Consider the following 24,285-nt stretch of genomic DNA (forward strand, 5'->3'; position numbering starts at 1 on the left):
GCCCCCTTGTCGTGTACGGCCCGTCCAGGGCCTGTTGTGCCGGTCCCGCGCGCCCGGCGGCCGCCGGCCACGCTCGTGATCCGTGCGTTCAGCCGGCCAGCAGCACTTTGAGCGTCGACTCCAGATGGTGGTCGATCGCGGCGCGGGCGGCCCGGGCGTCGCCGGCGGCCAAGGCGTCCACGATCGCCTCGTGCTCCTCCATCACCGCCTCCTGGCGGCCCTGCTGGTTGAAGAGCGCGACGACTCCGGCGCGGACCTGGCGGCTGCGCAGACCGTCGTAGTGGCGGTCCAGGAGGGTGTTGCCGACGGCGTGGACCAGCACGGCGTGGAACCGGTGGTCCACGTGGATGAACTCCTTGGCGTCGTCGGCGCCGGTGAGCTCGCGCTGCCGGTCCAGCAGGGACCGCAGCTCCGCCACGGGCGCCCGCCCGGCGGAGACCAGCTGCTCGGCGGCGTACCGCTCGGCGATGCCGCGCAGCTCCATCAGCTCGCGGATCTCCCGCCCCGTCAGGGGCGCCACCCGGGCGCCCCGCTTGGGCACGAGCTCGACCAGGTCCTCGGCGGCGAGCTGCAGCAGCGCCTCGCGGACGGGTGTGCGCGAGACCCCGATACGGTCGGCGAGGTCCTGTTCCGAGAGGAAGGCCCCCTGCGTCCCCGGATCCGTCAGCACCGTGTCCTTGAGATACGCGTACGCCTTCTCCCGACCGGACGCCACGGTGACCCCCCACTCTCGCATACAGCCTGTATACGGACGCTACCACGCACCGGCTCCGGAAATACCGGCTGGAACGGGGCGGCCGGAAGGCTGGAGCGGGTACAGATGAGCATCCCCGGTCCCTTCCGGGGCAGCCGTCTCATATGCACTGAAACAGCAGGGAGATGCCCATCCATGACAGACGAGCAGGCGGCGGCTGACGACCAGGGTCAGCACGGACCCACAGAGATCACCTACTCCGAACAGTTCTATCCGGCACGTCCACGGTCCCTGCGCCCCCGAGCGCGCCTGAGGCCGCAGGGACAGCCCCGGCCGCACGAGCGCACCGGAGACCCGGTCGGCACCAACCCCGACTATGTGTCATGGCTGCTGCGCACCTCGATGCTCCAGGACGCCCGGGACCTCGCCGTGCAGCTCACCGGCCAGGGCAGCATGTGGCAGAACCCCTTCGCCCGGCCCGATCCCAAGTCCGCCGTGAGCGTCGCCCCGGTGTGGTTCACGGCGTATCCGATCTCTCTCATCACCCGCCCCGGCGACAGCTTCCTCGGCACGCTGGCCGACCCCGAGCTGTGGCGCACCTTCGCCGACATCGGGATCCGGGCCGTGCACACCGGCCCCGTCAAGCGCGCCGGCGGCATCTCGGGCTGGGACCCGACCCCGAGCGTCGACGGCCACTTCGACCGCATCAGCACCGCCATAGACGCCGCGTTCGGCACGGAGGACGACTTCCGGCGGATGTGCCAGGTCTCCGCCGACCACGGCGGCACCATCATCGACGACATCGTGCCCGGCCACACCGGCAAGGGGCCCGATTTCCGGCTCGCCGAGATGAACGTCGGCGACTATCCCGGCATCTACCACATGGTCCAGATCGAGCCGGAGGACTGGCACCTGCTGCCCGAGGTGCCGGCGGGACGCGACTCGGCCAACCTCGACACCGAGGCCGAGGAGGCACTGGCGAAGGCCGGCTACATCATCGGCGCCCTGCAGCGGGTGATCTTCCACGACCCGGGCGTCAAGGACACCAACTGGAGCGCGACGGCCCCCGTCGTCGGACCCGACGGCATCGAACGGCGCTGGGTCTACCTGCACTACTTCAAGGCCGGCCAGCCCTCCATCAACTGGCTCGACCCGACCTTCGCCGGCATGCGGCTCGTCATCGGCGACGCCCTGCACTCCATCGGCGACCTCGGCTCGGGCGCGCTGCGCCTGGACGCCAACGGATTCCTCGGCGTCGAGAAGAGCGCGGAGGGCCTGCCGGCCTGGTCGGAGGGACACCCGCTGTCGGAGGCCGCCAACCAGCTCATCGCCAGCATGGTGCGCAAGCTGGGCGGCTTCACCTTCCAGGAGCTCAACCTGACGGTCGACGACATCAGGATCACCTCCGAGGCCGGCGCCGACCTGTCGTACGACTTCGTCAACCGGCCCGCCTACCACCATGCCCTGGCCACCGAGGACACCGAGTTCCTGCGGCTCACCCTCAACATCGCGCTGGAGGGCGGGGTGGCGGCCGCCAGTCTCGTGCACGCCCTGCAGAACCACGACGAACTCACCTACGAGCTGGTCCACTTCGCGACGCTGCACAAGGACGACCACTTCACCTACCACGGCGTCGACGTCACCGGCGGCCAGCTGGCCGAGCACATCCGCGCCGAGCTGGTGCAGGCACTGACCGGCCCCGACGCGCCCTACAACGCCATCTTCACCACGAACGGCATCGCCTCCACCACGGCCACGGTCATCGCCGCGGCGCTCGGGCACACGTCCCTGGACGGCCTCTCCGGCCAGGACATGCGGGAGATCCGGAGGGCGCATCTGCTCCTGGCGATGTTCAACGCCCTTCAGCCGGGGGTGTTCTCGCTCTCCGGCTGGGATCTGTGCGGCATGCTGACGCTTCCGCGCGCGCAGGTGGGCGCTCTGCTGGCGACCGGCGACACCCGATGGATCCACCGGGCGGCCTACGACCTGATGGACTACCGGCCCGAGGCGACGGCGTCCGGTTCCGGCATGCCGAAGGGCCACAGCCTCTACGGCAGCCTTCCGTCCCAGCTCGCGGACCCGAATTCCTTCGCGTCCAGCCTGAAACACCTGCTGAAGGTGCGCGAGGAGACCGGGATCGCCACCGCCGACCAGCTGGAGATCCCGGCGGTGCCGCACCCCGCGCTGCTCGTCATGGTCCACCGCATCCCCGAGAGCGGGGGGATCCAGGCGACGGTCCTCAACTTCGGCTCCACACCGGTCGCCGGATCGGTCGCCTCGGAGCACTTCCGGCCGGGCGCGCGGGCCCGGGACGCCCTCACCGGCACGGAGATCGGCGTCGTCGACGACCTGCACGCCCTGAACGTCGAACTGCCCGGCCACGACGGCTTCTGCCTGGTCTTCGAGGAGCAGGCCGGGAGCGGCACACACGGGTGAACGCCCCGGCGCGTGCCGGGCCGAGCACCCGGTGGACCGCGCGGCGGTGGTCGGCGACGCCGTCATCCCCGAACGGGTGTACGAAGTGGCCGGCCTCCTCGTACCGGCTCACCATGGACGATCAAAGGCCAGGCAGCACGAGCTGCCTGGCCTTGGGCCACCGCGCCGCCGTCCTTATGCGGGCGGCGCGAGGGGCGGGGACCGGAATGGGTTTCGAAAGTCCCGTCTGCCCGGCGGGCGGGCGACGCCGCTCTCGAAACCCGCCCTAGGCGACGACGCCCGAGTCCTCGACGATGATCTTCTTGGCGGTCGCTCCCGAGCGGCTGCCGAGGGCCTCGACGGCCTTGACGACGTCCTCGCCCTCGACGACCTCACCGAAGACGACGTGCTTGCCGTCCAGCCACGGCGTCACCACGGTGGTGATGAAGAACTGCGAACCGTTGGTGCCGGGACCCGCGTTGGCCATGCTGAGCAGGAACGGCCGGTCGTGCTTCAGCTGGAAGTTCTCGTCCGCGAACTTCTCGCCGTAGATGCTCTTGCCGCCGGTGCCGTTGCCGTTGGTGAAGTCACCGCCCTGCAGCATGAACTCCGGGATGACCCGGTGGAAGGGCGCACCCTTGTAGCCGTAGCCGTGCTGGCCGGTCGCCAGCTCACGGAAGTTACGCGCGGTCTTCGGCACGACGTCGTCGAACAGCCGGAAGACGACGCGGCCGAGCTTCTCGCCATTGGCCGAAATCTCGAAGTAAACGTTCTCGCTCATGGCCCTGATTCTCCACAACTGGGGCGCCCAGGTCGAACGGGCCCCGCACGCGGGTGTCCGGCCCGGCGTGGTAGGCGGGCGGCCCGGCGGGTGTCAGCCCGTGACGCGCAGGGCCCGCAGCTGCTCCTGGAGCGGGCCCAGGCCGACGTCCCCGCGGCGCTCGTCGACGCTCTGCGGACGGCGGATGGGGTACGGGCGCAGCGTGTGCGGATTGATCCGCGTCCCGTAGAACTGCGGCTGCCCCAGGTCGACGGCGCACTGGTCGGCGATGTACGCGAGGTGGATGGCCGGGACGTACCCGTCCGCGGTGGCGTGCGCGATCAGGTCGCGGCACCTCAGCCGGAAGCCCAGGTCGGGGGCGTGCAGCAGGATCATCAGGGCCGCCGTCGAGGCGGGCGAGCCGACCAGGGCGGCGTGCGGCCAGCCGTGGTGCTCGACGATCGCCGCGAGCGCCTGGGCGTTGTCCCGGTGGCACTGGGCGATGCGGTGCTTGCGCAGCGGTGTCGGGTCGGCCTGCGCCTGGCGCGTCAGCCGTCGGTCCTCGTCCGCCCGGCGCGACAACTCGGCGGCCAGGTCCGAGGCCGTCAGCAGGGGAGCGGCTGCGGCGGACCCGGTGGGCGCCGCGGCGTTCGGCGGTGCGGTGTCGCGGAGTCCGTCACCGTGCGTGAGGCCGTCCACGCCGCTGCCCACGCGCCCTGCCGTGCCCTTCACGGTGCCGCTCCCCTTCGTCCGATCGCGAACCACACCCGCTTGCCCGGTGCGCCCGGTTCGGGTGGCGCCGTCCCCCAGCCGTCGGTCAGCGCGGAGACGATGGCGAGCCCGCGGCCCGACTCGGCCACCTCGTCCGCCGGCCGTGGCCGCGGCGGCACGGGGGAGCGGTCGGCGACCAGGACGCGGAGCGTGTGCTCGGTGCACTCGATGGCGACGGTGACCGTGTCGTCCGGGCCGCGGCTGGCGTGCCGCACGGCGTTGGCGAAGAGCTCGCCGGTCGCCGTCGCCGCGTCGTCGAGCCGCTCGGGATGCGGCAGCAGCGCGGCCAGACGCTCGGTGACCAGGCGCCGTACCGCGGTGCCCCACGAGGGGTCGGCCGGGAAGGTGGAGCGCAGGAGCTCGTCCACCACGGGTCTGGAGGGCGGCAGTTGAGCGGTCGGCACGGAGGCGACGGCGGTGTCCGCGTCGGGTGCGGGTGGGGGTGACGGCATGTGGCGCGATGATGCCCTGAAGGCCGTCATCGAACCTCCTTCGTACGCAGCCCTGTTGTGGGGTGGCTGCCCCGGTGGCCGTCGGCGGCGCCGGCGGCGGGCCGGTGTGCCGAGGTCCGGAGGTGAGGTGAACCGGCCGACCCGTCGGAACATCAGTTCCCTTGGCACCAACGGCAGTTGGGCACCACGTAAGCGCTCAGTGCGACAGGTCACCCGATCACTATGACGTCCGGCAAACGCAGCCCGCAACCTTCGTTCCGATAATTTCAGATCTATCGCATCGTTCTGTCGGCGTCATGGCGTCCGTGGCAGACTGCAGAGCGTGACCACCCTTCCGGGAGGTGGATGTGGGGGACAGCCGTTCGGGCGGCAGCGCGCCGACGGTCCTGCGGATCGTCCTCGGCAGACGCCTGCGGACCCTGCGCGTGCGGGCCGGTGTGTCGTTCGACGACGCGGCGCGGGTCCTCGGCGTGACGTCGCTGACGGTCCGCCGGATCGAGAAGGCCGAGGTCGGCCTGCGGATCCCGTACGTGCGGGAACTGCTGCGCCGCTACGGGGTCCCGGTGGCGGAGATCGACGCCTTCGCGTCCCTCGCCAGGGAGGCCAACCGCCCCGGATGGTGGCACGCCTTCCGGGACGTGCTGCCCGAGTGGTTCAGCGCCTATGTGAGCCTGGAGAGCGATGCCGGCGTCATCCGCCTGTACGAACCCCACTACGTCCCGGGCCTGTTGCAGACGCACGACTACGCGGCCGCCCTCCTGCGCACCGGCTTCCCCGGCACGTCGACGGAGGAGATCGACCGCCGCGTCTCCCTGCGCCTCCGGCGCCAGGACCTTCTCGACAGGCCGGAGGGACCGGCCGTGTGGGCCATCCTCGACGAGACCGTGCTGCGCCGGCCCGTCGGCGGGGCCGAGGTGATGCGGGCTCAGATCGACCGGCTGATCGAGTCCCTGGCCCGGCCGGGGGTCCGTATCCAGATCATGCCCCTCTCCGTGGGCGCCCACCCCGGCGCCTTCGGTCCCTTCCAGCACTTCCGCTTCGAGTTCTCCGAACTGCCCGACGTCGTCTACGCCGAGAACCTCACCGGCGCCGTCTACGTGGACCGGCCCGAAGACGTCGCCGCCCATCTCGACGTCCTGGACCGGATGTCCGTGCAGGCGGAGCCGGCCACACGGACCAGGGAGATCCTGGGTGACCTGCGCAAGGAGCTGTGACCATGGGAGCCGAGAGCCGCGTCCGCAGTGGTGTGCCCGCCGCCGACCTGGGAGCCGAGGGCTGGCACAAGCCCTGGAGCGGGACCAACGGCGGCAGTTGCGTCGAGGTGAAACGGCTGCCCGACGGCAGCGTCGCCTTCCGCCAGTCCGCGGACCCCGAAGGGCCCGCGCTCGTCTACACCCGTGACGAGATGATCTCCTTCCTGCGGGGGGCCAAGGCCGGCCAGGCGGACTTCCTCGTCGCCTGAGGCGGCCGTCCGGAGCGGCCTTTCGGGGCGGCCGTCCGGAGCGGTCGTGCGCGGCGGTCGTGCGCGGCGGTCGTCCCAGACCGTCGTCCGGGGCCGTGCGCCGTCAGCCGGCCGGAGTGCCCGGTTCCCCGTGCCGGTGGCAGGCCGCCGCCGGGCCGCCGCACACCGGGGCGGCGGCTCGGCCGCCCGCGGCCCCGAGCGGGACGCCGTTGCCGCGCAGCACCTCGCGGACGTCCAGGATCAGCGGGAAGACCTCGTGGTTGCGGTCCCCGCCCTGCTCGTCCCACGCCCGCTGCTCGGCCTCGACGGCCATCCGGTCCTCGGCGAACACCCGCTCGGTGAACCGCCTGATGAGCGGCCAGGCCAGCTGGAGCACACCCGGCACCCGAGGCTTCTCGATCATCAGCAGGCCGTAGGTGTGACAGATCCGCTGCTCGGCGTCCCGCGGCACATACGCGGCCCACAGCCGGAACGCCGGCCGCTCGGCGCCCTGAGGCACCAGGTCGAGCGTCTGGTACGGATACTCCGTACGAATGGTCATGACATCGCTGGAGCCACGCCCGGTGAGGCCCTCGCCGGCCAGGATGCCGGCCCCGCGATTCCGCTTCCCGCCCGCGTGCGTGAACAGATACCGGGCCTCCACCGAGCGCGCGTCCGCCCGGTGTTCCAGCAGCTCGGGGCGGAGTCTGCCGACCACGCCCCGGTGCAGGAACTGGTGGTTCATGTCGAGGAGGTTCTCGTGCATGAACGAGTAGTGGCAGCGCACGGTCCGCGAGTACGTCATGGTCCGGTAGCGCGCGGAGCCGAAGGTCGGCAGCGCGGGCAGCGGCGTGCCCGCCGCCCGCTCCGGGGCGCCGGGGAAGACGAACACCAGGCCGTACGCCTCATGGACCGGATAGCCGCGCACCCCGCGCGGCGGCCTGCCGTCGCCCTTCGACAGATACGGGATCTGCGAGATGCGGCCGTCACCCCGGTAGGCCCACGCGTGATAGCAGCAGCGCAGCGTCTCCCCCTCGACGACACCCATGCTCAACGGCACCTGCCGATGCGCACACCGGTCCTCCAGCGCGTGGACGGTCCCGCTCCGCCCGCGGTAGAGCGCGATGCGCTCACCGGCGAAGGTGGCCGCGAAGGCGCGCCCGGTGCGCACGTCGCGGGACAGCGCGACGGGATACCAGTGGTCGGGGTGCGCCCCGATACGCCGAAGGTCGGTCTTGCTGTTGTTCGTCGTGCGATGCCCCGAGGGGCGATCGCTCCGCGTTTCCACGGATTCGGTATCGGTCATCCCTTTCCTTAGCACATGAGACACGCCACGGGCAGTCTCGGCGTCGCCCCCGCGCCCGAACTCCTACGCCGCCCGGAGTCCTGAGAAGCGGACGGGCGGCGCGGGCGGAATCACGTCCGCGCGGGCCGGGGGCCCGGAGGCCGGTTCCACGACCGGAGCTTGTCGGGGTTGAGGACCACCCAGACCCGGGCGACGCCGTGATCCGTGACGTCGAGGCAGATCACCGCGGCGACCCGGCGCTCGTAGCGGACGACGAGACCGGTCCGCCCGTTGACGGACTGCGCGCTCAAGGCGGTGCGCGGCCGCGGTGCGAGCAGCGCCAGCAGCGTGCGGGCCACCGGCCGGCGCCCGTGGACCGGCCGGTCGGGCGCCCTGAGCTTGCCGCCCCCGTCGACGAACGCCGTCGCCCGCTCGCACAGCAGCGACGTCAGCAGCTCGCCGTTCCCTGCCAGACACGCCCGCCCCACCGCGCGCACCACGGCATCCTGCTCCCGCTCGCCGGTCCGGCGCGCCCGCCCCCTGCGCGCGCTCTCCCGCAGCGGGGGCGGCGACAGCGCCTCCGCTGCCGCGCGGCCCAGGGCGGGTCCGCCGTCGCCCCGCCCGACGCGGCCCCCGACCTGCCCGGTCCCGGCCAGGCGGTGCAGGCAGCTGCGGCCCGCTCTCTCCGCCAGCCAGGCCCTCGGCCGGACGATCCGCCGACGCGCCTCGTCCGACAGCCCGTACCAGAGGCGGTAGACCTCGTCGACGACCCGCTCCGCCTCCCCGGCGCCGCCGAGCATGCCGCGGGCCACGTCCAGCAGATACCGGCGTTCGTCGACCAGGTCCGCGATCGGCATCGCGTCCGCCTCGTCCATACCGCACCTCCCTCCCGCACCAGGTCTTGGGCGGCCTCGGAGTCCGGCCGGCACCGCGCTTGCGTCGCGTCGGTTCACTGGGTCTGACCGGGCACCGGCGCATGTTGTGACACGCGTCTCCCCGCGGACGCCCCCTTCGACGCTCGTGGGTGACCCCTTCGGTGACGCACGACACTCGCCCCCGTGTCACATCTGCGCCGGCCGGCCTGTCTCCACTACAGAGACCGGTACCACCCCCGACGAGGCTGGAGGCGCGCTTCCCATGACGGCCGTACGAGGAGACCCCACCCTGCCCTGGCACGAACGGGCCGCCTGCCTGGGGCAGGACCCCGAGCTGTTCTTTCCCGTGGGCGACAGCGGTCCCGCGCTCGTCCAGATCGACGAGGCCAAGGCCGTCTGCGCCCGGTGCCCGGTCGCCGAGCAGTGCCTCCGCTGGGCCCTGAAGGCGGGGCGGGTGGACGGCATCTGGGGCGGCAGCACGGAGAGCGAACGCCGGGCGATGAGCCGGCCCGACGCTCGCCGGACGCGGGACTCGGTCACCGCTGCGGCCTGAGCGCACTTCTTCTGACACTTCACGGAATGGCGGTGATGGGGGCGTGGGTGACGGACTCCGGGAAAACGACGTACCCGGACGAGGCAGGGGCGAGAAGGCCGCCGACTGGGCCGACGGACGCCTCGGCCTCTACAGCCTGATGCGCGGAAAGGCGCGCAAGGCCTTTCCCGACCACTGGTCGTTCCTGCTCGGCGAGATCAGCCTCTACAGCTTCGTCGTCGTCGTCATCACGGGCGTCTATCTGACCCTCTTCTTCCACCCCTCGATGAACCAGGTGGAATACCACGGCAGTTACGCACCGTTGCGCGGCCAGACGGTGTCCGAGGCCTTCGACTCGACGATGCACATCTCCTTCGACGTCCGGGGCGGCCTGCTCATCCGGCAGGCCCATCACTGGTCCGCGCTGGTCTTCGTCGCCGCCCTGCTGCTGCACATGATGCGGGTCTTCTTCACGGGCGCCTTCCGCAAGCCCCGCGAGCTCAACTGGGTGCTCGGATTCCTGCTGCTGGTCCTCGGCATGTTCGCCGGACTGACCGGCTACGACCTGCCCGACGACCTGCTGTCCGGCACCGGGCTCGCCGTCGTGAACGGCACGCTCCTGTCCCTCCCGATCGTCGGCACGTACCTCTCGATGTTCCTCTTCGGCGGCGAGTTCCCCGGGACCGATCTGGTGGCCCGGTTCCACACGATCCACGTGCTGATCATCCCCGCCCTGATGGTGGGACTGCTGCTGGCCCACCTGTTCCTCGCGTTCGCCCACCGGCACACGCAGTACCCGGGCCCAGGGCGCACCGAGAGGAACGTCGTGGGCCTGCCGCCGAAGGTGCGGGCCGTGAAGTCCGCGGGCTTCTTCCTCCTCGTGGCCGGCGTGATCTTCACCCTCGCCGCGGTCGCACAGATCAACCCCGTCTGGCGGTACGGCCCTTACCGTGCCGACCAGGTCTCGGCCGGCTCCCAGCCCGACTGGTACATGGGCGTCGCCGACGGCCTGCTGCGGGTCATGCCCGGCTGGGAGCTCACCTTCTGGGGCCACACGCTGGCGCTGGACAACCTGATCCCGCTGCTCGCGGGCGTAGGCGTCTTCGTCGCCATGGGCGTCCACCCGTTCCTCGAGGCATGGGTGACCGGGGACACCCGTGAGCACCACCTGCTGGATCGGCCCCGAAACCGCCCCGTCCGCACGGCACTTGGCGTCTCCTGGGTCGGCTTCTACCTGGTGGCCCTGATCGGCGCCGCGAACGACATCATCGCCACCCGCCTCCATGTCGCCGTCGAATCGGTGACCTGGGCGGTGCGCATCGGCCTCGTCCTCGTACCTCCCCTCCTCTACGTCCTCACCAGGCGCTGGGCACTCGGCCTGCAGCGCCAGGACCGCGACAAGGTGCTGCACGGCCGCGAGACCGGTCTCGTCAAGCGCATGCCGAACGGCGGCTTCGTCGAGGTCCACGAGCCGCTCAGCCGGGAGGAGCTGGCCCTGCTCACGCAGCGCGACACCTTCCAGCCGATCGGTCCCGGCACCGCGGTCGACGGTCCCGATGGCGCGGTCGACGGGGGAGGACCGGACCGCGGATTCCGTCCCGTGCGCCGCGTGCGCGCCGCGCTGAACCGCACCTTCTACGGCGACCAGATCCCGATCGACGAGCCGCCCGCGAGGGAGCACCGGGAGATCGCCGGCGGACCCACGCCGCCGGCCGGCGGGTGAACCGCGGACGGAGAAGTGGCCCCCACCGTCCGGCCGGGGCCACTTCTCCGTGTCCTTACCGCTGCTGTGCGAGCCAGTCGGCGAACCTGGTCCCGGCGAGCTGCGCGTCCGGGCCGGGCAGGAGGGTGTCGTCCTCCAACTCGGCTCCCCAGTAAGTGGCGTCCGGGTCCGTGACGACCTTGCGGGAGTCGTTCGTGGCCGCCAGCCCCATGCGGATGAACTCCTCGAGCTCGAACGCCTCCGGGCCGCCGACCTCCACCACGCCACCCACCGGGTCGCCGACCGTCGCACGGCCGACGGCCGCGGCCACGTCGTCGGAGACCATGGGCTGGATCCTGGCGGCGGGCAGGCGCACGGTGTCACCCACGGTGACCCCGTCGGCCAGCCCCTTCGCGAACTCGAAGAACTGGGTGGCGTGGACGATCGTGTACGGGATGTCCGACGCCCTGATCAGGTCTTCCTGGACCTGCTTGGCACGGAAGTAGCCGCTCCCCAGGAGGCGGTCGGTACCGACCACGGACAACGCCACGTGGTGCCGCACGCCCGCCTCGGCCTCCGCCTTCAACAGGTGGGTGGTGGAGGTGCGGAAGAACTCCATCACCGCGTCGTCCGCGAACGAGGGGGAGTTGGAGACGTCGACCACGACCGGAGCCCCCTCCAGCACCTCGGCCAGGCCCTCGCCCGTCAGGGTGTCGACGCCGGTCCTGGGGGAGGCGGGAACCGCCTCGTGCCCGTCTTCCTTCAGCAGGGCGACCAGCTTCGAGCCGATGAGCCCGGTGCCACCGATCACTACGACCTTCATGACGCATTCCTTTCGGAGGGACAAAGCGATCCTCTGCACAAGAGAAGACCGGGCAGCCTCTGTGCCTGTGACGGGATCACTCGGCGAGCTTTCCTTCGGTCGAGATCTCCTGCATCAGGGCGGAGATCTCTTCCGGAACGGCCGGAATGCTCTCACGGGTGACACCGGTGTCCGGGGACCACACGAGATTGACCTGAAGCGCGGGGTCCTGGCCGGGGAAGTCGGCGCGGTTGTGACAGCCCCGGGTCTCGCGGCGCTCCAGGGCCGATTCGAGGGTGGCCCGGGCCGCCAGGACGGCGGACTTGAGATCGAAGGCGTGCGCGAGGTCCTGATAGCCGGCGATGTCCGGGTGCACGCCGACGTCCTCCATCCGCTTCTCGATCGCCGCGAGCTCCGTCAGCCCGGCGCGCAGTCCCGCTTCGTCGCGTACGACGCCGGCGTGCTCGGTCATGGTGTTGCGCAGCGCGCGCTGCAGGGCGCGTACGTTCTCCGCACCGTCGGCCGCGAGCAGTTCGTCCACCTCCGCGCGGGCCTCGGCGGTCGCCGACGCCGACCGGGGCTGCGCGGTCAGGGACTCCGAGTGGGCGGCGGCCGCCCGGCCCGTGATCCGGCCGAACACCAGCAGCTCGATGAGGCTGTTCCCGCCGAGCCGGTTGGCGCCGTGCAGCCCGCTGGAGGCCTCACCGATGGCGTAGAGGCCGCGTACGTCGGTGCTGTGGTCCTCGGGCCGCACCCACACCCCGCCCATCGAGTAGTGCGCGGTGGGCGCGATCTCGATCGGCTCGCGGGTGATGTCCAGCATCTGCAGGTCCAGCAGCGTCTGGTACACCCGGGGGAGCCGCGTCATGATCGTCTGCCGGGGCAGGTGGGAGACGTCGAGCCATACGCCGCCCTTGGGCGTCCCGCGCCCCTCCTTGATCTCCGTGTAGGAGGCCAGCGCCACCCGGTCACGCGTGGACAGCTCCATGCGCTCGGGGTCGTAGCGCGTCATGAACCGCTCGCCGAGCGCGTTGCGCAGGATGCCGCCCTCGCCGCGCGCGGCCTCGCTGACCAGGGTGCCGGCCGCGTTCTCCGGCTCGATGATCCCGGACGGGTGGAACTGCACCAGCTCCGCGTCCCGGAGCCGGGTCCCGGCCTCCACCGCCAGGCGGAAGGAGTCGCCGGTGTTCTCGTCGCGCCGCGAGGAGGTGCGCCGCCAGATCCGGGTATGGCCGCCCGCGGCCAGGACGACGGCGTCGGCGTGGATCAGGTGGCGCCTGCCGCTCGTCAGGTCGAAGCCGTACGCACCGAAGACGGCGCCGTCGTGCACCAGCAGCCGCGTGAGGTACACGCCCTCCAGCACCGGGATGCGGAGTTCCCGCGCGCGTCCCAGGAGGGCGCGCTGGATCTCCAGACCGGTGTAGTCACCGGCGAACGCGGTCCGCCGGAACTTGTGCGCCCCGAAGAAGCGCTGGGAGATCCGGCCGTCCGCCTCGCGGGCGAAGTCCATGCCGTACCGCTCCAGATCGTCGATGCCGCGGGCGGCGCCCCGGGTGACGATCTCCACGGTCCGGGGATCGGCCAGCAGATAGCTCTCCTTGAGCGTGTCCGCCGCGTGCTGCTGCCAGCTGTCCTCGGGGTCCATCGTGGCCAGCGCGGCGTTGATGCCGCCGGCGGCGAGGGCCGTGTGCGCGTCCTCCTTGGGACGCTTGCCGACCGCGAGCACGTCGACCCCGGCCTCGGCCAGTTCGATCGCCGCTCGCAGGCCGGCTCCTCCGGTGCCGATCACCAGCACCATGGTCGAAAGACGTTGTTCGGTGAGAGCCACGGTCGTCTCCGGTCGCCGAGGTTGTCCTGCGCTTTCATCAGTACGACCGAACCGGTGATGCTTCTGTGACATTGTCCCGCGGTCGCCGCCGCCCCGCACCCGCGGCAGTACGGCGGACGGGAGGCGGGGCCGTGCTCGGTGGCGATCGCCCTGCTGCGGAAGGCCGGGTAAGGGGGTGCCTCAGCTGTCCAGCGAGGCCACGTAAGGGGCCAGCTTGGCCGGGTTCATGACCCACATGACGCGTTCGATGCCGCGCTCCGACGCCTCGATGTTGAGCAGGGCCACGGCCTCGCCGCCGACGGTGACCAGGACGGCCGGCCTGCCGTTCGCCTCGACCCGGCGGACCTCCGACCGCGGCCAGAAGCGCGGCGCGAAGGCGGCGAGGTACTTCGAGACGTGCAGACGTCCGACGACCGGGATCCTGGACGCTCCGCGGATGCCTCCGCCGTCCGTGTAGCTGACCACGTCCGCGGTGAGCACGTCCTCCAGGACCGCCAGGTCGCCGGTCTGAGCGGCGGCGAGGAACACCTCCAGCAGCCGCCGGTGGGCCTCGGGGCTCACGGGTTCCTTGCGTTCCTTCGCCAGATGCCGGCGGGCCCGGCTGACCAGCTGGCGCGTGTTGGCCTCGCTCGTCTCCAGCATCTCCGCGATCTGCCGGTACGGGTAGTCGAAGGCCTCCCGGAGGACGTAGGCGGCGCGCTCGACGGGGTTCAGCTTCTCCAGGAGGAACAGCACCGCCAGGTCGAGCGCCTCCGCCCGTTCCGCGCCCAGCTGCGGGTCCTTGCTGGTGTCGACCGGCTCGGGCAGCCAGGGGCCGGTGTACGTCTCGTGCCGCTTCCTCGCCGACTGCGCGACGTTGATCGCCAGCCGCGAGGTGACCGTTGCCAGGAAGGCGGTCGGATCCAGGATCTCCGCGCGGTCGGTCCGCTGCCAGCGCAGCCATGCCTCCTGGACGACGTCCTCGGCCTCCGTGGCGCTGCCCAGCACGCGGTAGGCGATACCGAACAACTGGGGGCGCGCGGCCATGAATTCCCTCGTCGCCCGAGCGAGGGGGTCCGGGTCGTCTCCGGCGCGCATGTGAGTCCTCCAGAAGTGGATCACCATGCTACAAGCCGTCCCCGGCACGTGAGGGGCGGCGCCACGTGGCCCACGCGGACGGCGCGTCCTCACGCAGGTGCGGCCCGCTGCCGGACACGCGGTCGGTCGACCCCGCCAATGGGCAGCGGTGGTCCGGGACGTGACCCGCCGCCGGAGGGAGCGTGCGCCGTCCCTCCGGCGGCGGGTCTTCGGCAATACACCTAGCCGAACATGCCGGGCTGGTAGTCCCCGGCGGGCTGCTGGATGACCACGTTCACGCGGTTGTAGGCGTTGATGATCGCGATGAGGCCCACCAGCGCGGCGAGTTGGTCCTCGTCGAAGTGCTTGGCGGCGTTCTCCCAGACCTCGTCCGGGACGCCCCCGGCCGCGTCCGCGACGCGGGTGCCCTGCTCCGCCAGCTCCAGGGCGGCGCGCTCGGCCTCCGTGAACACCGTGGCCTCCCGCCACGCCGCGACGAGGTTGAGGCGCTGCTGGGTCTCGCCCCCGGCCGTGGCGTCCTTGGTGTGCATGTCGGTGCAGAAGCCGCAGCCGTTGATCTGGCTCGCGCGGATCTTCACCAGCTCCTGCGTCGCATGCGGCAGGGCCGAGTCGGCCACCACCTTGTTCGCGGAGTTGATGTGGCGCAGCACCTTGCCCGCGAGGGGGTGGGTGAAAAAGTCGAGACGTGGTTCCACGGTGATCTCCTAGCCGTGATGCGGATACGCACTCTTGACCAGGTGGACCGACGCCCTGTGACAGGTCCCTGGGCGTGACCTGCGTCACCGCGTCATGCCGTGCCGCAGCGCCGCCCGGCGGACCGGATCTGCCGCGCATCGCCGACAGGTGCTCCACGTCGCCCTCGGGGAAGGGGGGCGGCCCTGATCAGGGCCAGGGGCGACCGTCCTGACCCGGCCGTGGCGCCGGTACGGCCGACCGCGGACGCGCCCCGACCCCGCCGGGGTCTTCCCCCGGGCCGAGTCCCTGCTCGTCCCCGGGGTCCCGCGGCCGGAACACCCAGGTCCGGTACACCGCGAAGCGGAAGGCGGTGGCCATCGCGAGGCCCGCCGCCTTGAACAGGTTGCTCTGGACGGCGCTGTCCCAGCCGAACCCGTACGTCGCCGCGTACAGCACACCGTTCTCGATGACCAGGCCGAGGACGCTGAACACGAGGAACAGCGCGAACTCACGGGCCGGCCGGCGCTTGTCGCGGTCGCGGTAGGCGAAGTAGCGAAAGCCCACGTAGTTGACGAGCAGCGCCACGACGGTGCCGACGACGCTGCACCGCACCACCGGCAGCGGGGTCAGCGCACGGCACAGGTTGAACACCGCGAAGTTCACCAGCACACCGAGACCGCCCACCGCGGCGAACCGCGCGATCTCGCCCGTCAGGGCGCGGCGGGTGCGACGGGAGCGGTGGCCCGGTCGCCGGTCAGGTGACGAAGCCGACGTGGACATGATCGTGGTGGGTGGGGTCGCTGAAGAACTGGCCCGGGGGCCCGCCGCTCAGCGGTACCGGGCCGCCGACGTTGTAGGAGCCGGCCGCCGCCGCGTCCCGCATGAACGACTCGACCAGACGGCGCGGGGTGGCCGGATCGACCACGGACCGGCCGTTGATCTGCCACACGTCGAACGCCCGGCCGCGCGGATGGTCGCTGCGGCGGGAGGTGCCGAAGACGTACAGCGGATGCCCGGAGCGGATCACGCTCACGTTCACCCGGTACGTGCCCGACAGCTCCAGCAGTGCCCCCAGGACGGTGGGATGGATGTGCCCGCTGCGCACGTCGGCCCGTGCGGCGGGCGGCAGCCCGACACGTGGGTCGTCCAGCACCCTGCGCGCGGGCGCAGGCAGCGACGAGAGGGCCGGGCCGGGGGCGGCCGGGTGCAGGGCGGTGACCGTCCACCGCGGCCGGGCGCGGCTGAGCCGTACGTCCACGGTGGTGCCGCCCGCGGTGACGGTGCCCGCGCCGCGGGTCCACTGCCGGCAGACCACCAGCACGCTGCCCGCGTCCGCGAGGATGCCGCCGTACTGGGCGTCCACCACCCGCAGCACGGCCTCGTCGGCGGCGGCGAGCAGCGGTTTCGCGGAGTCGGCGAGGCCGGGATCGAGCCCGAGCGCGGACACCCGGCGCCGTGCCGCGGCCGTGCCGCCGTCCCCGGTGCGCCAGCTGCCCAGTGCCTCGACGAGCCGGACGGCACGGAGCTTGACCTGCGGATCCACTTCTCCGGGGCCCGGATGCCAGGCCACGGCCCTCGGCAGTGCGGTCGGAGTGCCCGGGAGCGCCGTCGGCGTGCCGGCCCCGGCGGAGGGCCGCCGTCCGGGCGCCTCGGTGCCGCGGGCACCCGCTGCGGCGGCGCGCGGGCGGGACGTGGAACAGCCCGCGGCGCCGAACGCCAGACCGCTCACCGCCAGCAGCACGGTCCGGCGTCCGACCCGGGACGCCTGCTGTCCGAAGTCTCGCATCGGTCCGTTCCCATCGGCCGTTCCCGGCTCGGGGCGCGCGCCGGGACCGCCCCGGTGCGCAAGCCGGTGCCCGGGTGCCCACGGCGCGGCGGCTTCCGCTGCTGCCGGACCGGGACGACACCGGCTCCCTCCCTCAAACCTACGTCGTGTCGGGTGACATCGCAGGGTGCCGCGGAGCCGTGGTGCGGGAGCCCGGTCCCTCACGGCTCCTCGTCGAGCAGGTCACGCAGCACCTGCTCCTCCTGCGGGGTCAGCGCGCTCACGAACTGCTGCAGCGCGGCGATCGGGTCGGGCCCGCGGTCCAGGGCCCGGCGCATGGCCTCGGCCGTGACCTCGGCGGCGTTCTTCGCCGGGCGGTACGCGCCGCGCCGCCCGTCGACGTCCCGCCGCACCAGCCCCTTGTCGTACAGGCGCCTGAGAATGGTGTGCACGGTGTTGTACGCGAGGCCACCGCCGAGCCGGTCCTGGATCTCGACCGGGGACAGCGCGTCCTCGGTCGACCAGAGGGTGGCGAGGACCTCGCTCTCCAGCGCGCCGGCCCCGCGCCGTTCCCCACCGCCGCCGGGAGATGTGCCTGCCATGTCGAAACCCTACGGCGCGAAGGGTCCGTGGGCCCCGCCCGGCGCCCCCGCCTCCGGGGCACGGCGGTTCCCCAGCCGAGGCAGCCGCGGCGGGGTGAGGAAGCCCTCGGCGCGGGCGCTGGCCAGACCGATGCGCGGGATGTCGGCGCTCTTGGCGAACAGCAGGTAGCGGGGTTCCCACACGGGCCGGTACTTGGCGTTGGCGCGGTAGAGGGACTCGATCTGCCACCAGCGGGAGAAGAAGGTGAGGACCGAACGCCACAGCCGCAGCACCGGCCCCGCGCCGAGCCGGGCGCCACGCTCGAAGACGGCGCGGAACATGGCGAAGTTCAGGGACACCCGCCGTACGTCCAACTCCTTTGCATGCAGGAGCAGTTCGACGACCATGAACTCCATCAGGCCGTTCTCGCAGGCCCGGTCACGGCGCATCAGGTCCAGCGACAGCCCGCGCTCGCCCCACGGCACGAAGCTCAGCAGCGCCCGCGGCCGGTCCTCGGCGTCGCGGCACTCCAGCATCACGCAGCGCCCGTCGCCCGGGTCGCCCATGCGGCCGAGTGCCATGGAGAACCCGCGCTCGGTCGCACCGTCGCGCCAGTCGTCGGCCCGGTCGATCAGCGTGGCCATCTCGTCGTCGGGGATGTCGGCGTGGCGGCGGATGCGCACGGTGTACCCGGCCCGCCGCACCCGGTTGTGGGCCTGCCGCACGACGCGCATGGCGCGCCCTTCGAGGGTGAAGTCGGCGACGTCCACGATGGCCTCGTCGCCCAGTTCCAGGGCGTCCAGGCCGTGCCGGGCGTAGACCACGCCGCCCTCCTCGCTCGCGCCCATCACGGCGGGCGTCCAGGCGTGCCGCCGGGCCTCGGTGAGCCAGGCGTCGATGGCGCCGGGCCATGCCTCGGGATCGCCGATCGGGTCACCCGAGGCGAGGCTGACGCCACCGACGACCCGGTAGGTGACGGCGGCCTTGCCGGTGGGGGAGAAGAGGGCGGCCTTGTCGCGGCGCAGCGCGAAGTAGCCGAGGGAGTCCCGCTCGCCGTGCCGGTCGAGCAGCGCGCGCAACCGCTCCTCGTCGTCCTCGCCGAGCAGTTCGCGGCCGCGGGGCGAGCGGAATCCGGCGTACAGGACCAGGCAGAAGCTCGCCGCCATCAGGAGGTTGATGATCACGTCCACCCAGCGCGGCGCGTGCACCGCCGACACGCGGTCGGCGAGCGGGCCGACGCTGATGCCCCGCAGCAGCGTGTACGCGACCTTGTCGAACAGGGTGGCGCCCTGCAGCGTGTTGGTCGCGCCGACCAGCAGGGTGCCGATGGTGCCGCTGGCCAGGAGGCCGCCCGCGCCGACGGCGAATGCCAGCTTCGGGTTGGACGGGTCTCCGACCGCTTCGAAGTCCTGGCGCCCGATCACCAGCGCGGCCACGAACAGGCCGGTGAGCACGGCGGACACCCAGTTGAAGAGGTGAGCGCGGTAGGGGTCCTGGGTGAGGGCGACGGCGTAGAGCGCGAACAGCGGCCCGGCCAGGGCCATGTTGACCACCCAGGCGGCCCGCTTCCCGCGCCGCATCACCAGCGACAGGAAGATCGCGAGTGCCGCCGAGACCAGGCCGGCCGTGGCCAGGTAGGGCGTGAAGAACTCACCCGCGTGGTGCGCGTGGAAGCGGTGGGCGGTGTGCGAGGCGTAGATCCGGCCGGTGTTGTGCTCGGCGACCTCGCGGCGGAAGGGCACCGACATGACCGCCGCGATGTTGACCAGGGCGATGAGCCGCAGGTACCAGACGGTGAACGCGGCTGCCCGCGCTCGTGTTCGGGAGGGAGCGGAGGGCTGTTCGGGAGCGGTGCGCCGACGGGGGATCGGTGCCGACTGCTGCTGGACGGACATGACTGGCGGTCACCTTGGGGAGCGGGCGGAGGGTTCGGGACAGGTGGGGACGGGACACGTGGTGGGTCGCCGCGTGCCGGGCCTCCGGCGCGGCGCGGTGCGGGAGAGCGCCGGACGGAGGTCCGCGATGCCCGAGGCGGGGCCGGCTCACCGTACGCGATGCGGAGGCCGGCCGGGGAGGGCGGACGGGCGACGGCTCGACGCATGATTCCGGCGCACGCGCACCCGCGGGCCCGTGAGCGCGCACCGTGCCGTCCGGGCCCGGCGCTCTGTCCATGCCTCTTCCCGTGCGCTCACCACCCGCCCCGCCCCACACCGTGCAGGACACAGAGAACCCTACACGCTGTAGGGGTGAAGGGGGACGGGTGGTGACGCACCCGCGGTTACCCGCAACGGCGACGGTGATGCGCCTCGCCGCGGCGGCGCCGTTCACGGTGACGTCGCGGCCGTCACGGCGGGTGACCGCCCGCGCGGCCGGACTCAGGCGTGCAGGGTGGGCCGGTACACGAGTTCTTGGATGTGGCCGTCGAGTGTGCGGCTTTCGAGCAGTTCGAGGTCGAAGTCGGCCGCGTTCCGGAAGATCGGGTCGAGGCCGGTCTCGCCGGTGATGACCGGGAAGAGCGTGACCTGGACGCGGTCGACCAGGCCGGCGGCCATCAGCGCCCGGTTCATCGACAGGCTGCCGTGCGAGCGCAGCGGCACGTCCGACTCCTCCTTGAGCCGGGCGACGACGTCGACGGCGTCGCCCCTGGCGACGGTCGCGTCCGGCCAGTCGAGCTCTCCTTCGAGGGTGGACGACACCACCGTGGCCGGCATGTTCCTCATCCGGGTGACCCAGGGGTCGCGCACCTCGGAGTCCTCGGTGCTGGAGGCCAGCATCTGTGCGAACGCCCGGTACGTGGTGGCCCCGAAGACCATCCGTTGCCTCTCGCGGTACAAGGAGAGGCGGTGGCCGAGGAGTTCGGGGCCCTGCTTGCCCCAGTAGCCGGTCCAGTCGCCGCCGGCGGCGCCGAAGCCGTCGAGACTGCAGAAGACGTCGAAGGTGTAGGTGGCGGTCATGATGATCTCCTCGCGTGTACGGGGCACGGGTCGGAGGGGCAGACCGGAGGCCCCGGCGAAAGTCATCGCGGCCTCCTGGCGGCGGCGCTACTTGGGCGGCAGGCCCGCCGCGAACGCGTGCCCCTCGTCGAGCCACCCGCCGAGCGCCTCGTCCTCCGCGACGACGGAGCCCGCCACCACGACCCAGCCGCGCATGGGCCGGCCGGTCATGTCGAAGCGCCGCGCGCCGGGCCGGGCCAGGGCGGCGTCCGCGGCGTCGGGGCCGACCCGGACCATGAGGTCGTCGCCCCAGACTCCGACGGCCATGTTGCCGCGGTACAGGAAGGCGATGCCCCCGAACATGTGTCTCTCGGTGATCCCGGGACCGGCACGCAGCCGCTCCCGGATCCGCTCGGCGAGTCCTTCGTCGTACGCCATCGCTGTCTCCTTCCCGCCGGGTGTCTTCCTTCCGGCCGGTGTGCCGTGCCGGCGGGTGTGCTCCGCGCCGTGCGCTCAGGATCCCAGCGGACGTGGGGCGGCGCGCGGCATCGGCGGGAATGAGGACGGGCGAGCGTCCCTAACACCCGCCGCACGCCCCTGACCAGCCCGCGGACCTCGGTGTTCAGGTTGCGTTCAGGCCCGTGGGCGCCTCGGCCAACTCACGCTCCGGAAGCGCCAAAACAATGGCAAAGGGGTCTGGGACGATCACCGGGCGCCGTGTCATCGTGCCCCGCATGACGACAGATCACCTCATGCACGACCGGCCCACGCGCCCCGTACGACACGCGGCGAGCAAGGTGCCGGAGGTGACCGTCTACTTCTGGATCATCAAGGTGCTGACGACCGGGATGGGCGAGACGGCCTCCGACCTCCTGGCCCATCTGCTCGGCCCCGTCCCCGCGGTCGGTCTCGGCGGCGTCGCCCTGGCGGCCGCCCTGGTGGTGCAGTTCGCCGTCCGGCGCTACGTCGCCTGGATCTACTGGACGGCGATCGTGATGGTCAGCGTGTTCGGCACGATGGCCGCCGACGTCCTGCACGTCGGCCTCGGTGTGCCCTACACGCTGTCGACCCCGTTCTTCCTCGCGGCCCTCGCCGCCGTCTTCGTCCTCTGGTACCGCGGCGAAGGCACCCTGTCCATCCACAGCATCCGCACGCGCCGCCGCGAGGCCTTCTACTGGGCCGCCGTACTGGCCACCTTCGCACTGGGCACCGCCGCCGGTGATCTCACCGCCACGATCGGCCTGGGCTACCTGGGCTCCGCCGTCCTGTACGCCGCCGTGATCGCCGTCCCGGCCGCCGCGCACCGCTGGGGGAGCCTGAACGCGGTGACCGCGTTCTGGGCGGCGTACGTCATCACCCGCCCGCTCGGTGCCTCCGTCGCCGACTGGATGGCCGTCGGCCACCCCCGCGGCGGGCTCGCCCTGGGCCTGGGACCGGTCACGCTGTCCTGGACCGTGGCCATCCTCGGCTTCGTGGGCTACGTGGCCGCCTCCCGCAAGGACGTCCGGCGCGACGCCCTGGCATGACACGACGGGCGGCACCCGCGGCCGGGGCGCGAACGGCCCCGGCCCCCCGCCCGCCCCCGCTTGGTCCCCCTCGTGCCCGGCGCCGCGCAGTACCCCGCCCCCCCCGCTGCGTGCCCGGCGCTCGCGCAGCGCCCGCACCGGCGTAGTACCGCGGTACCACCCGCCCGGCGCAATCCAGCCTCCCGGTACCACCGGTTCGGGGTGATCCGGCTCTTAGCGTGGTCGTGAGGCGCCGCAGGTGACCGACACCGCCGGCCGACAGGAAGAGCGCGCATGATCGACGCACGGCAGTTGACCAAGAGGTACGGCGAGAAGACCGCCGTGGACGGGCTGGACTTCGAGGTGAAGCCCGGCACGGTGACCGGATTCCTGGGGCCCAACGGCGCCGGCAAGTCCACGACCATGCGCATGATCGTCGGCCTGGACGCCCCGACGAGCGGCTCCGTCACCGTGAACGGACAGCACTACGCCCGCCACCACGCACCGCTGCAGGAGGTCGGCGCTCTCCTGGAGGCGAAGTCGGTCCACCCGGGGCGCTCGGCCTACCACCACCTCAGGGCCCTGGCGCTCACCCACGGCATTCCGCGCCGCCGGGTCGACGAGGTCATCGACCTGGCCGGGCTGGGCAGTGTGGCCAGGAAGCGTGCCGGTGCCTTCTCCCTCGGCATGGGCCAGCGGCTGGGCATCGCGGCCGCCCTGCTGGGCGACCCGCAGACGGTGATGCTGGACGAGCCGGTCAACGGGCTGGACCCCGAGGGCGTGCTCTGGATCCGCAACCTGCTCAAGGCCCTCGCCGGTGAGGGCCGCACGGTGTTCGTCTCCTCGCATCTGATGAGCGAGATGGCCCTGGTCGCGGACCACCTGATCATCGTGGGCCGGGGACGGCTGCTGGCCGACACGACCGTGGGGGATCTCGTCCGGGACGCCGGCGGCGACACGGTGAAGGTCGCGACGCAGGACCCGGCGCGCCTGCGGGAGGTGCTGGCCGGCCCCGGCGTCGACATCACGGGCCGCATCGGTTCCGAGGAACTGCACGTGACCGGCGTGACCGCCCGGCAGATCGGGCTGACGGCGGCCGAGCACGGCATCCCGCTGTTCGAACTGACCGCGCGATCGGTGTCGCTGGAGGAGGCTTTCATGGAGCTGACCAGGGATGCCGTGGAGTACCACGGCACGACCGGCATCGAGACCGTCGGGAGGCCGGCATGAGCACACTCACCGCGACCGCCGAGGAGTCCAGGACCGCCCCCGCCCGGCCCGCCTACCGGGTGACGGGACGGCGCGTGCTGGCCTCGGAGTGGGCCAAGCTGTGGTCCCTGCGTTCGACCTGGATCACCCTGGGCCTGGGCCTGCTGTTCCTGGTGGGCTTCGGGCTGATCGCCGCCGCCCGCTACAAGTCGGGCATCGGCTCCGGCCGCATGGACCGGGACTTCGCCCGTTCCACGGCCGTGAGCCTGTCCCTCTTCGGCACGAACTTCGCGCAGCTGGCGCTGGGCGTCCTCGGCGTGCTGATCACGGCGGGGGAGTACTCGACCGGCATGATCCGCTCGACGCTCGCGGCGGTGCCCCGCAGGCTGCCCGTGCTGTGGTCCAAGGCGGCCGTGTACGGGCTGGTCGCCCTGGTGGTGGGAGCCCTGGGGGCGTTCGTCGCCTTCTTCTTCGGCAGCGGGATCGTCTCGGGTACGCCCGCGGCCATGGACTTCTCGCACGCGGGCGTCCTGCGCAGCCTGCTGGGCGCCGCGCTGTATCTCGGCCTGGTCGGCGTGATCGGCATCGCGCTGGGCGCCCTGCTGCGGTCGGTGGCCGGCGGGATCTCGGTGCTGGTGGCCACCCTCATGCTGATCCCCGGACTGGTCTCGCTGCTGCCGAGCTCCTGGCAGGACGACATCAGCCCCTACCTGCCCTCCAACGCCGGGGAGTCGATGTTCGCCCTGACCCACGACGCGACCGCGCTGTCGCCGGGCGCCGGAATGCTGGTCTTCCTGTGCTGGACGGCGCTGGCGCTGGGCGGCGCGGCGTACCGGATGGCACGCAGCGACGTCTGACCCGGCACCGTCGTCACGCCGGGGGTGCCGTCGGCACCCCGCACCATGAATCGGTCCCGGCACCATGAATCGGTCCCGGCACCGGGAATCAGTACCCCGCACCATGAACAGGTGACCTCCGTGAC

The 24,285-nt window shown here is 72.2% G+C and carries 24 protein-coding genes; 8 read left to right on the top strand and 16 right to left on the bottom strand.

From position 1 onward, the window contains the following. Window positions 1–88: 88 nt before the first annotated feature. Window positions 89–736 carry a GntR family transcriptional regulator gene (locus ACIRPX_RS09875; protein ID WP_404190850.1) on the bottom strand — a complete coding sequence of 216 codons (648 nt, stop codon included), beginning with the start codon at window positions 734–736 and terminating at the stop codon, window positions 89–91. Window positions 737–889: 153 nt separating this feature from the next. On the opposite strand from ACIRPX_RS09875, the gene treS reads away from it, so the two are divergent. Then, a complete protein-coding gene (gene treS, locus ACIRPX_RS09880) occupies window positions 890–3,130 on the top strand; it encodes a maltose alpha-D-glucosyltransferase (protein ID WP_404190852.1) in 2,241 nt (746 codons plus the stop codon). Window positions 3,131–3,395: 265 nt separating this feature from the next. Here the strand turns inward: treS and ACIRPX_RS09885 are convergent, their stop codons facing one another. From ACIRPX_RS09885 to ACIRPX_RS09895, 3 genes are all read right to left on the bottom strand, one after another. Then, on the bottom strand, window positions 3,396–3,890 hold the full coding sequence (locus ACIRPX_RS09885; protein WP_384255447.1) for a peptidylprolyl isomerase: 495 nt from the start codon (window positions 3,888–3,890) through the stop codon (window positions 3,396–3,398). Window positions 3,891–3,983: 93 nt separating this feature from the next. Then, complete coding sequence (locus ACIRPX_RS09890) at window positions 3,984–4,601, bottom strand: DUF6624 domain-containing protein (protein ID WP_404190856.1); 618 nt, start codon at window positions 4,599–4,601, stop codon at window positions 3,984–3,986. After that, window positions 4,598–5,092 carry an ATP-binding protein gene (locus ACIRPX_RS09895; protein ID WP_404190859.1) on the bottom strand — a complete coding sequence of 165 codons (495 nt, stop codon included), beginning with the start codon at window positions 5,090–5,092 and terminating at the stop codon, window positions 4,598–4,600. The genes ACIRPX_RS09890 and ACIRPX_RS09895 overlap by 4 nt, the downstream gene beginning before the upstream one ends. 347 nt (window positions 5,093–5,439) lie before the next feature. Here ACIRPX_RS09895 and ACIRPX_RS09900 point away from each other — a divergent pair, with 347 nt between their 5' ends. Together ACIRPX_RS09900 and ACIRPX_RS09905 are read left to right on the top strand one after the other, a co-directional pair. Further along, window positions 5,440–6,306: a helix-turn-helix domain-containing protein gene (locus ACIRPX_RS09900; RefSeq protein WP_404190861.1), complete on the top strand. Its 867-nt coding sequence runs from the start codon at window positions 5,440–5,442 to the stop codon at window positions 6,304–6,306. A gap of 2 nt (window positions 6,307–6,308) precedes the next feature. Beyond that, entirely contained in the window at window positions 6,309–6,554 is a 246-nt protein-coding gene (locus ACIRPX_RS09905; protein ID WP_404190863.1) for a DUF397 domain-containing protein, read from the top strand. A 103-nt stretch (window positions 6,555–6,657) separates the two neighbouring features. Here the strand turns inward: ACIRPX_RS09905 and ACIRPX_RS09910 are convergent, their stop codons facing one another. Beyond that, window positions 6,658–7,839, bottom strand: a complete 1,182-nt coding sequence (locus tag ACIRPX_RS09910) for a Rieske 2Fe-2S domain-containing protein (protein ID WP_404190865.1) — start codon at window positions 7,837–7,839, stop codon at window positions 6,658–6,660. Between the two features lie 110 nt (window positions 7,840–7,949). Continuing rightward, window positions 7,950–8,693 carry an RNA polymerase subunit sigma gene (locus ACIRPX_RS09915; protein ID WP_404190868.1) on the bottom strand — a complete coding sequence of 248 codons (744 nt, stop codon included), beginning with the start codon at window positions 8,691–8,693 and terminating at the stop codon, window positions 7,950–7,952. 289 nt (window positions 8,694–8,982) lie between these two features. Here ACIRPX_RS09915 and ACIRPX_RS09920 point away from each other — a divergent pair, with 289 nt between their 5' ends. Both ACIRPX_RS09920 and ACIRPX_RS09925 read left to right on the top strand, forming a co-directional pair. Beyond that, a complete protein-coding gene (locus tag ACIRPX_RS09920; protein WP_404191219.1) occupies window positions 8,983–9,246 on the top strand; it encodes a WhiB family transcriptional regulator in 264 nt (87 codons plus the stop codon). Between the two features lie 139 nt (window positions 9,247–9,385). Continuing rightward, complete coding sequence (locus tag ACIRPX_RS09925) at window positions 9,386–10,948, top strand: cytochrome bc complex cytochrome b subunit (RefSeq protein ID WP_404191222.1); 1,563 nt, start codon at window positions 9,386–9,388, stop codon at window positions 10,946–10,948. 55 nt (window positions 10,949–11,003) lie between these two features. Here the strand turns inward: ACIRPX_RS09925 and ACIRPX_RS09930 are convergent, their stop codons facing one another. From ACIRPX_RS09930 to ACIRPX_RS09975, 10 genes are all read right to left on the bottom strand, one after another. Then, on the bottom strand, window positions 11,004–11,750 hold the full coding sequence (locus ACIRPX_RS09930) for an SDR family oxidoreductase (protein ID WP_404190871.1): 747 nt from the start codon (window positions 11,748–11,750) through the stop codon (window positions 11,004–11,006). 76 nt (window positions 11,751–11,826) lie between these two features. Next, window positions 11,827–13,527 (bottom strand): L-aspartate oxidase, encoded by a 1,701-nt coding sequence (locus ACIRPX_RS09935; RefSeq protein WP_404191224.1) that lies wholly within the window; start codon window positions 13,525–13,527, stop codon window positions 11,827–11,829. Between the two features lie 210 nt (window positions 13,528–13,737). After that, window positions 13,738–14,634, bottom strand: coding sequence for an RNA polymerase sigma-70 factor (locus ACIRPX_RS09940; protein ID WP_404190874.1), 897 nt, complete (start codon window positions 14,632–14,634; stop codon window positions 13,738–13,740). 221 nt (window positions 14,635–14,855) lie between these two features. Then, window positions 14,856–15,329, bottom strand: a complete 474-nt coding sequence (locus tag ACIRPX_RS09945) for a carboxymuconolactone decarboxylase family protein (RefSeq protein ID WP_404190877.1) — start codon at window positions 15,327–15,329, stop codon at window positions 14,856–14,858. A 187-nt stretch (window positions 15,330–15,516) separates the two neighbouring features. Further along, entirely contained in the window at window positions 15,517–16,011 is a 495-nt protein-coding gene (locus ACIRPX_RS09950; protein WP_404191227.1) for a GtrA family protein, read from the bottom strand. Window positions 16,012–16,063: 52 nt separating this feature from the next. Further along, window positions 16,064–17,095, bottom strand: a complete 1,032-nt coding sequence (locus ACIRPX_RS09955) for a hypothetical protein (protein ID WP_404190879.1) — start codon at window positions 17,093–17,095, stop codon at window positions 16,064–16,066. Window positions 17,096–17,295: 200 nt separating this feature from the next. Then, a complete protein-coding gene (locus ACIRPX_RS09960; protein ID WP_404190882.1) occupies window positions 17,296–17,676 on the bottom strand; it encodes a BlaI/MecI/CopY family transcriptional regulator in 381 nt (126 codons plus the stop codon). 9 nt (window positions 17,677–17,685) lie between these two features. After that, window positions 17,686–19,551: a phosphatidylglycerol lysyltransferase domain-containing protein gene (locus ACIRPX_RS09965; RefSeq protein WP_404190885.1), complete on the bottom strand. Its 1,866-nt coding sequence runs from the start codon at window positions 19,549–19,551 to the stop codon at window positions 17,686–17,688. 480 nt (window positions 19,552–20,031) lie between these two features. Beyond that, window positions 20,032–20,610 carry a dihydrofolate reductase family protein gene (locus ACIRPX_RS09970; RefSeq protein WP_404190888.1) on the bottom strand — a complete coding sequence of 193 codons (579 nt, stop codon included), beginning with the start codon at window positions 20,608–20,610 and terminating at the stop codon, window positions 20,032–20,034. An 87-nt stretch (window positions 20,611–20,697) separates the two neighbouring features. Then, window positions 20,698–21,027 carry a TfoX/Sxy family protein gene (locus tag ACIRPX_RS09975; protein WP_404190891.1) on the bottom strand — a complete coding sequence of 110 codons (330 nt, stop codon included), beginning with the start codon at window positions 21,025–21,027 and terminating at the stop codon, window positions 20,698–20,700. Window positions 21,028–21,323: 296 nt separating this feature from the next. On the opposite strand from ACIRPX_RS09975, the gene ACIRPX_RS09980 reads away from it, so the two are divergent. The 3 genes from ACIRPX_RS09980 (at window position 21,324) to ACIRPX_RS09990 (ending at window position 24,160) form a co-directional block, all read left to right on the top strand. Next, the gene (locus ACIRPX_RS09980; protein ID WP_404190894.1) at window positions 21,324–22,115 is read left to right on the top strand and encodes a hypothetical protein; all 792 of its coding nucleotides are present in this window, start codon (window positions 21,324–21,326) and stop codon (window positions 22,113–22,115) included. A gap of 273 nt (window positions 22,116–22,388) precedes the next feature. Beyond that, entirely contained in the window at window positions 22,389–23,324 is a 936-nt protein-coding gene (locus ACIRPX_RS09985; RefSeq protein ID WP_404190897.1) for an ABC transporter ATP-binding protein, read from the top strand. Continuing rightward, a complete protein-coding gene (locus ACIRPX_RS09990) occupies window positions 23,321–24,160 on the top strand; it encodes an ABC transporter permease (RefSeq protein ID WP_404190900.1) in 840 nt (279 codons plus the stop codon). Before ACIRPX_RS09985 ends, ACIRPX_RS09990 begins: the two co-directional genes overlap by 4 nt. The last annotated feature ends 125 nt before the right edge of the window (window positions 24,161–24,285 follow it).

Origin of the sequence: Streptomyces sp. NPDC101225, assembly GCF_044767585.1 — a bacterium.
In the GTDB taxonomy this organism is placed as follows: Bacteria; Actinomycetota; Actinomycetes; order Streptomycetales; family Streptomycetaceae; genus Streptomyces.

Bases quoted from the DNA above. Each gene is read 5' to 3' on its own strand.
- ACIRPX_RS09875 (WP_404190850.1), bottom strand. From the start codon at position 736: ATGCGAGAGTGGGGGGTCACCGTGGCGTCCGGTCGGGAGAAGGCGTAC.
- treS (WP_404190852.1), top strand. From the start codon at position 890: ATGACAGACGAGCAGGCGGCGGCTGACGACCAGGGTCAGCACGGACCC.
- ACIRPX_RS09885 (WP_384255447.1), bottom strand. From the start codon at position 3,890: ATGAGCGAGAACGTTTACTTCGAGATTTCGGCCAATGGCGAGAAGCTC.
- ACIRPX_RS09895 (WP_404190859.1), bottom strand. From the start codon at position 5,092: ATGCCGTCACCCCCACCCGCACCCGACGCGGACACCGCCGTCGCCTCC.
- ACIRPX_RS09905 (WP_404190863.1), top strand. From the start codon at position 6,309: ATGGGAGCCGAGAGCCGCGTCCGCAGTGGTGTGCCCGCCGCCGACCTG.
- ACIRPX_RS09910 (WP_404190865.1), bottom strand. From the start codon at position 7,839: ATGACCGATACCGAATCCGTGGAAACGCGGAGCGATCGCCCCTCGGGG.
- ACIRPX_RS09915 (WP_404190868.1), bottom strand. From the start codon at position 8,693: ATGGACGAGGCGGACGCGATGCCGATCGCGGACCTGGTCGACGAACGC.
- ACIRPX_RS09925 (WP_404191222.1), top strand. From the start codon at position 9,386: ATGCGCGGAAAGGCGCGCAAGGCCTTTCCCGACCACTGGTCGTTCCTG.
- ACIRPX_RS09930 (WP_404190871.1), bottom strand. From the start codon at position 11,750: ATGAAGGTCGTAGTGATCGGTGGCACCGGGCTCATCGGCTCGAAGCTG.
- ACIRPX_RS09935 (WP_404191224.1), bottom strand. From the start codon at position 13,527: ATGGTGCTGGTGATCGGCACCGGAGGAGCCGGCCTGCGAGCGGCGATC.
- ACIRPX_RS09940 (WP_404190874.1), bottom strand. From the start codon at position 14,634: ATGCGCGCCGGAGACGACCCGGACCCCCTCGCTCGGGCGACGAGGGAA.
- ACIRPX_RS09955 (WP_404190879.1), bottom strand. From the start codon at position 17,095: ATGCGAGACTTCGGACAGCAGGCGTCCCGGGTCGGACGCCGGACCGTG.
- ACIRPX_RS09960 (WP_404190882.1), bottom strand. From the start codon at position 17,676: ATGGCAGGCACATCTCCCGGCGGCGGTGGGGAACGGCGCGGGGCCGGC.
- ACIRPX_RS09965 (WP_404190885.1), bottom strand. From the start codon at position 19,551: ATGTCCGTCCAGCAGCAGTCGGCACCGATCCCCCGTCGGCGCACCGCT.
- ACIRPX_RS09970 (WP_404190888.1), bottom strand. From the start codon at position 20,610: ATGACCGCCACCTACACCTTCGACGTCTTCTGCAGTCTCGACGGCTTC.
- ACIRPX_RS09975 (WP_404190891.1), bottom strand. From the start codon at position 21,027: ATGGCGTACGACGAAGGACTCGCCGAGCGGATCCGGGAGCGGCTGCGT.
- ACIRPX_RS09980 (WP_404190894.1), top strand. From the start codon at position 21,324: ATGACGACAGATCACCTCATGCACGACCGGCCCACGCGCCCCGTACGA.
- ACIRPX_RS09985 (WP_404190897.1), top strand. From the start codon at position 22,389: ATGATCGACGCACGGCAGTTGACCAAGAGGTACGGCGAGAAGACCGCC.
- ACIRPX_RS09990 (WP_404190900.1), top strand. From the start codon at position 23,321: ATGAGCACACTCACCGCGACCGCCGAGGAGTCCAGGACCGCCCCCGCC.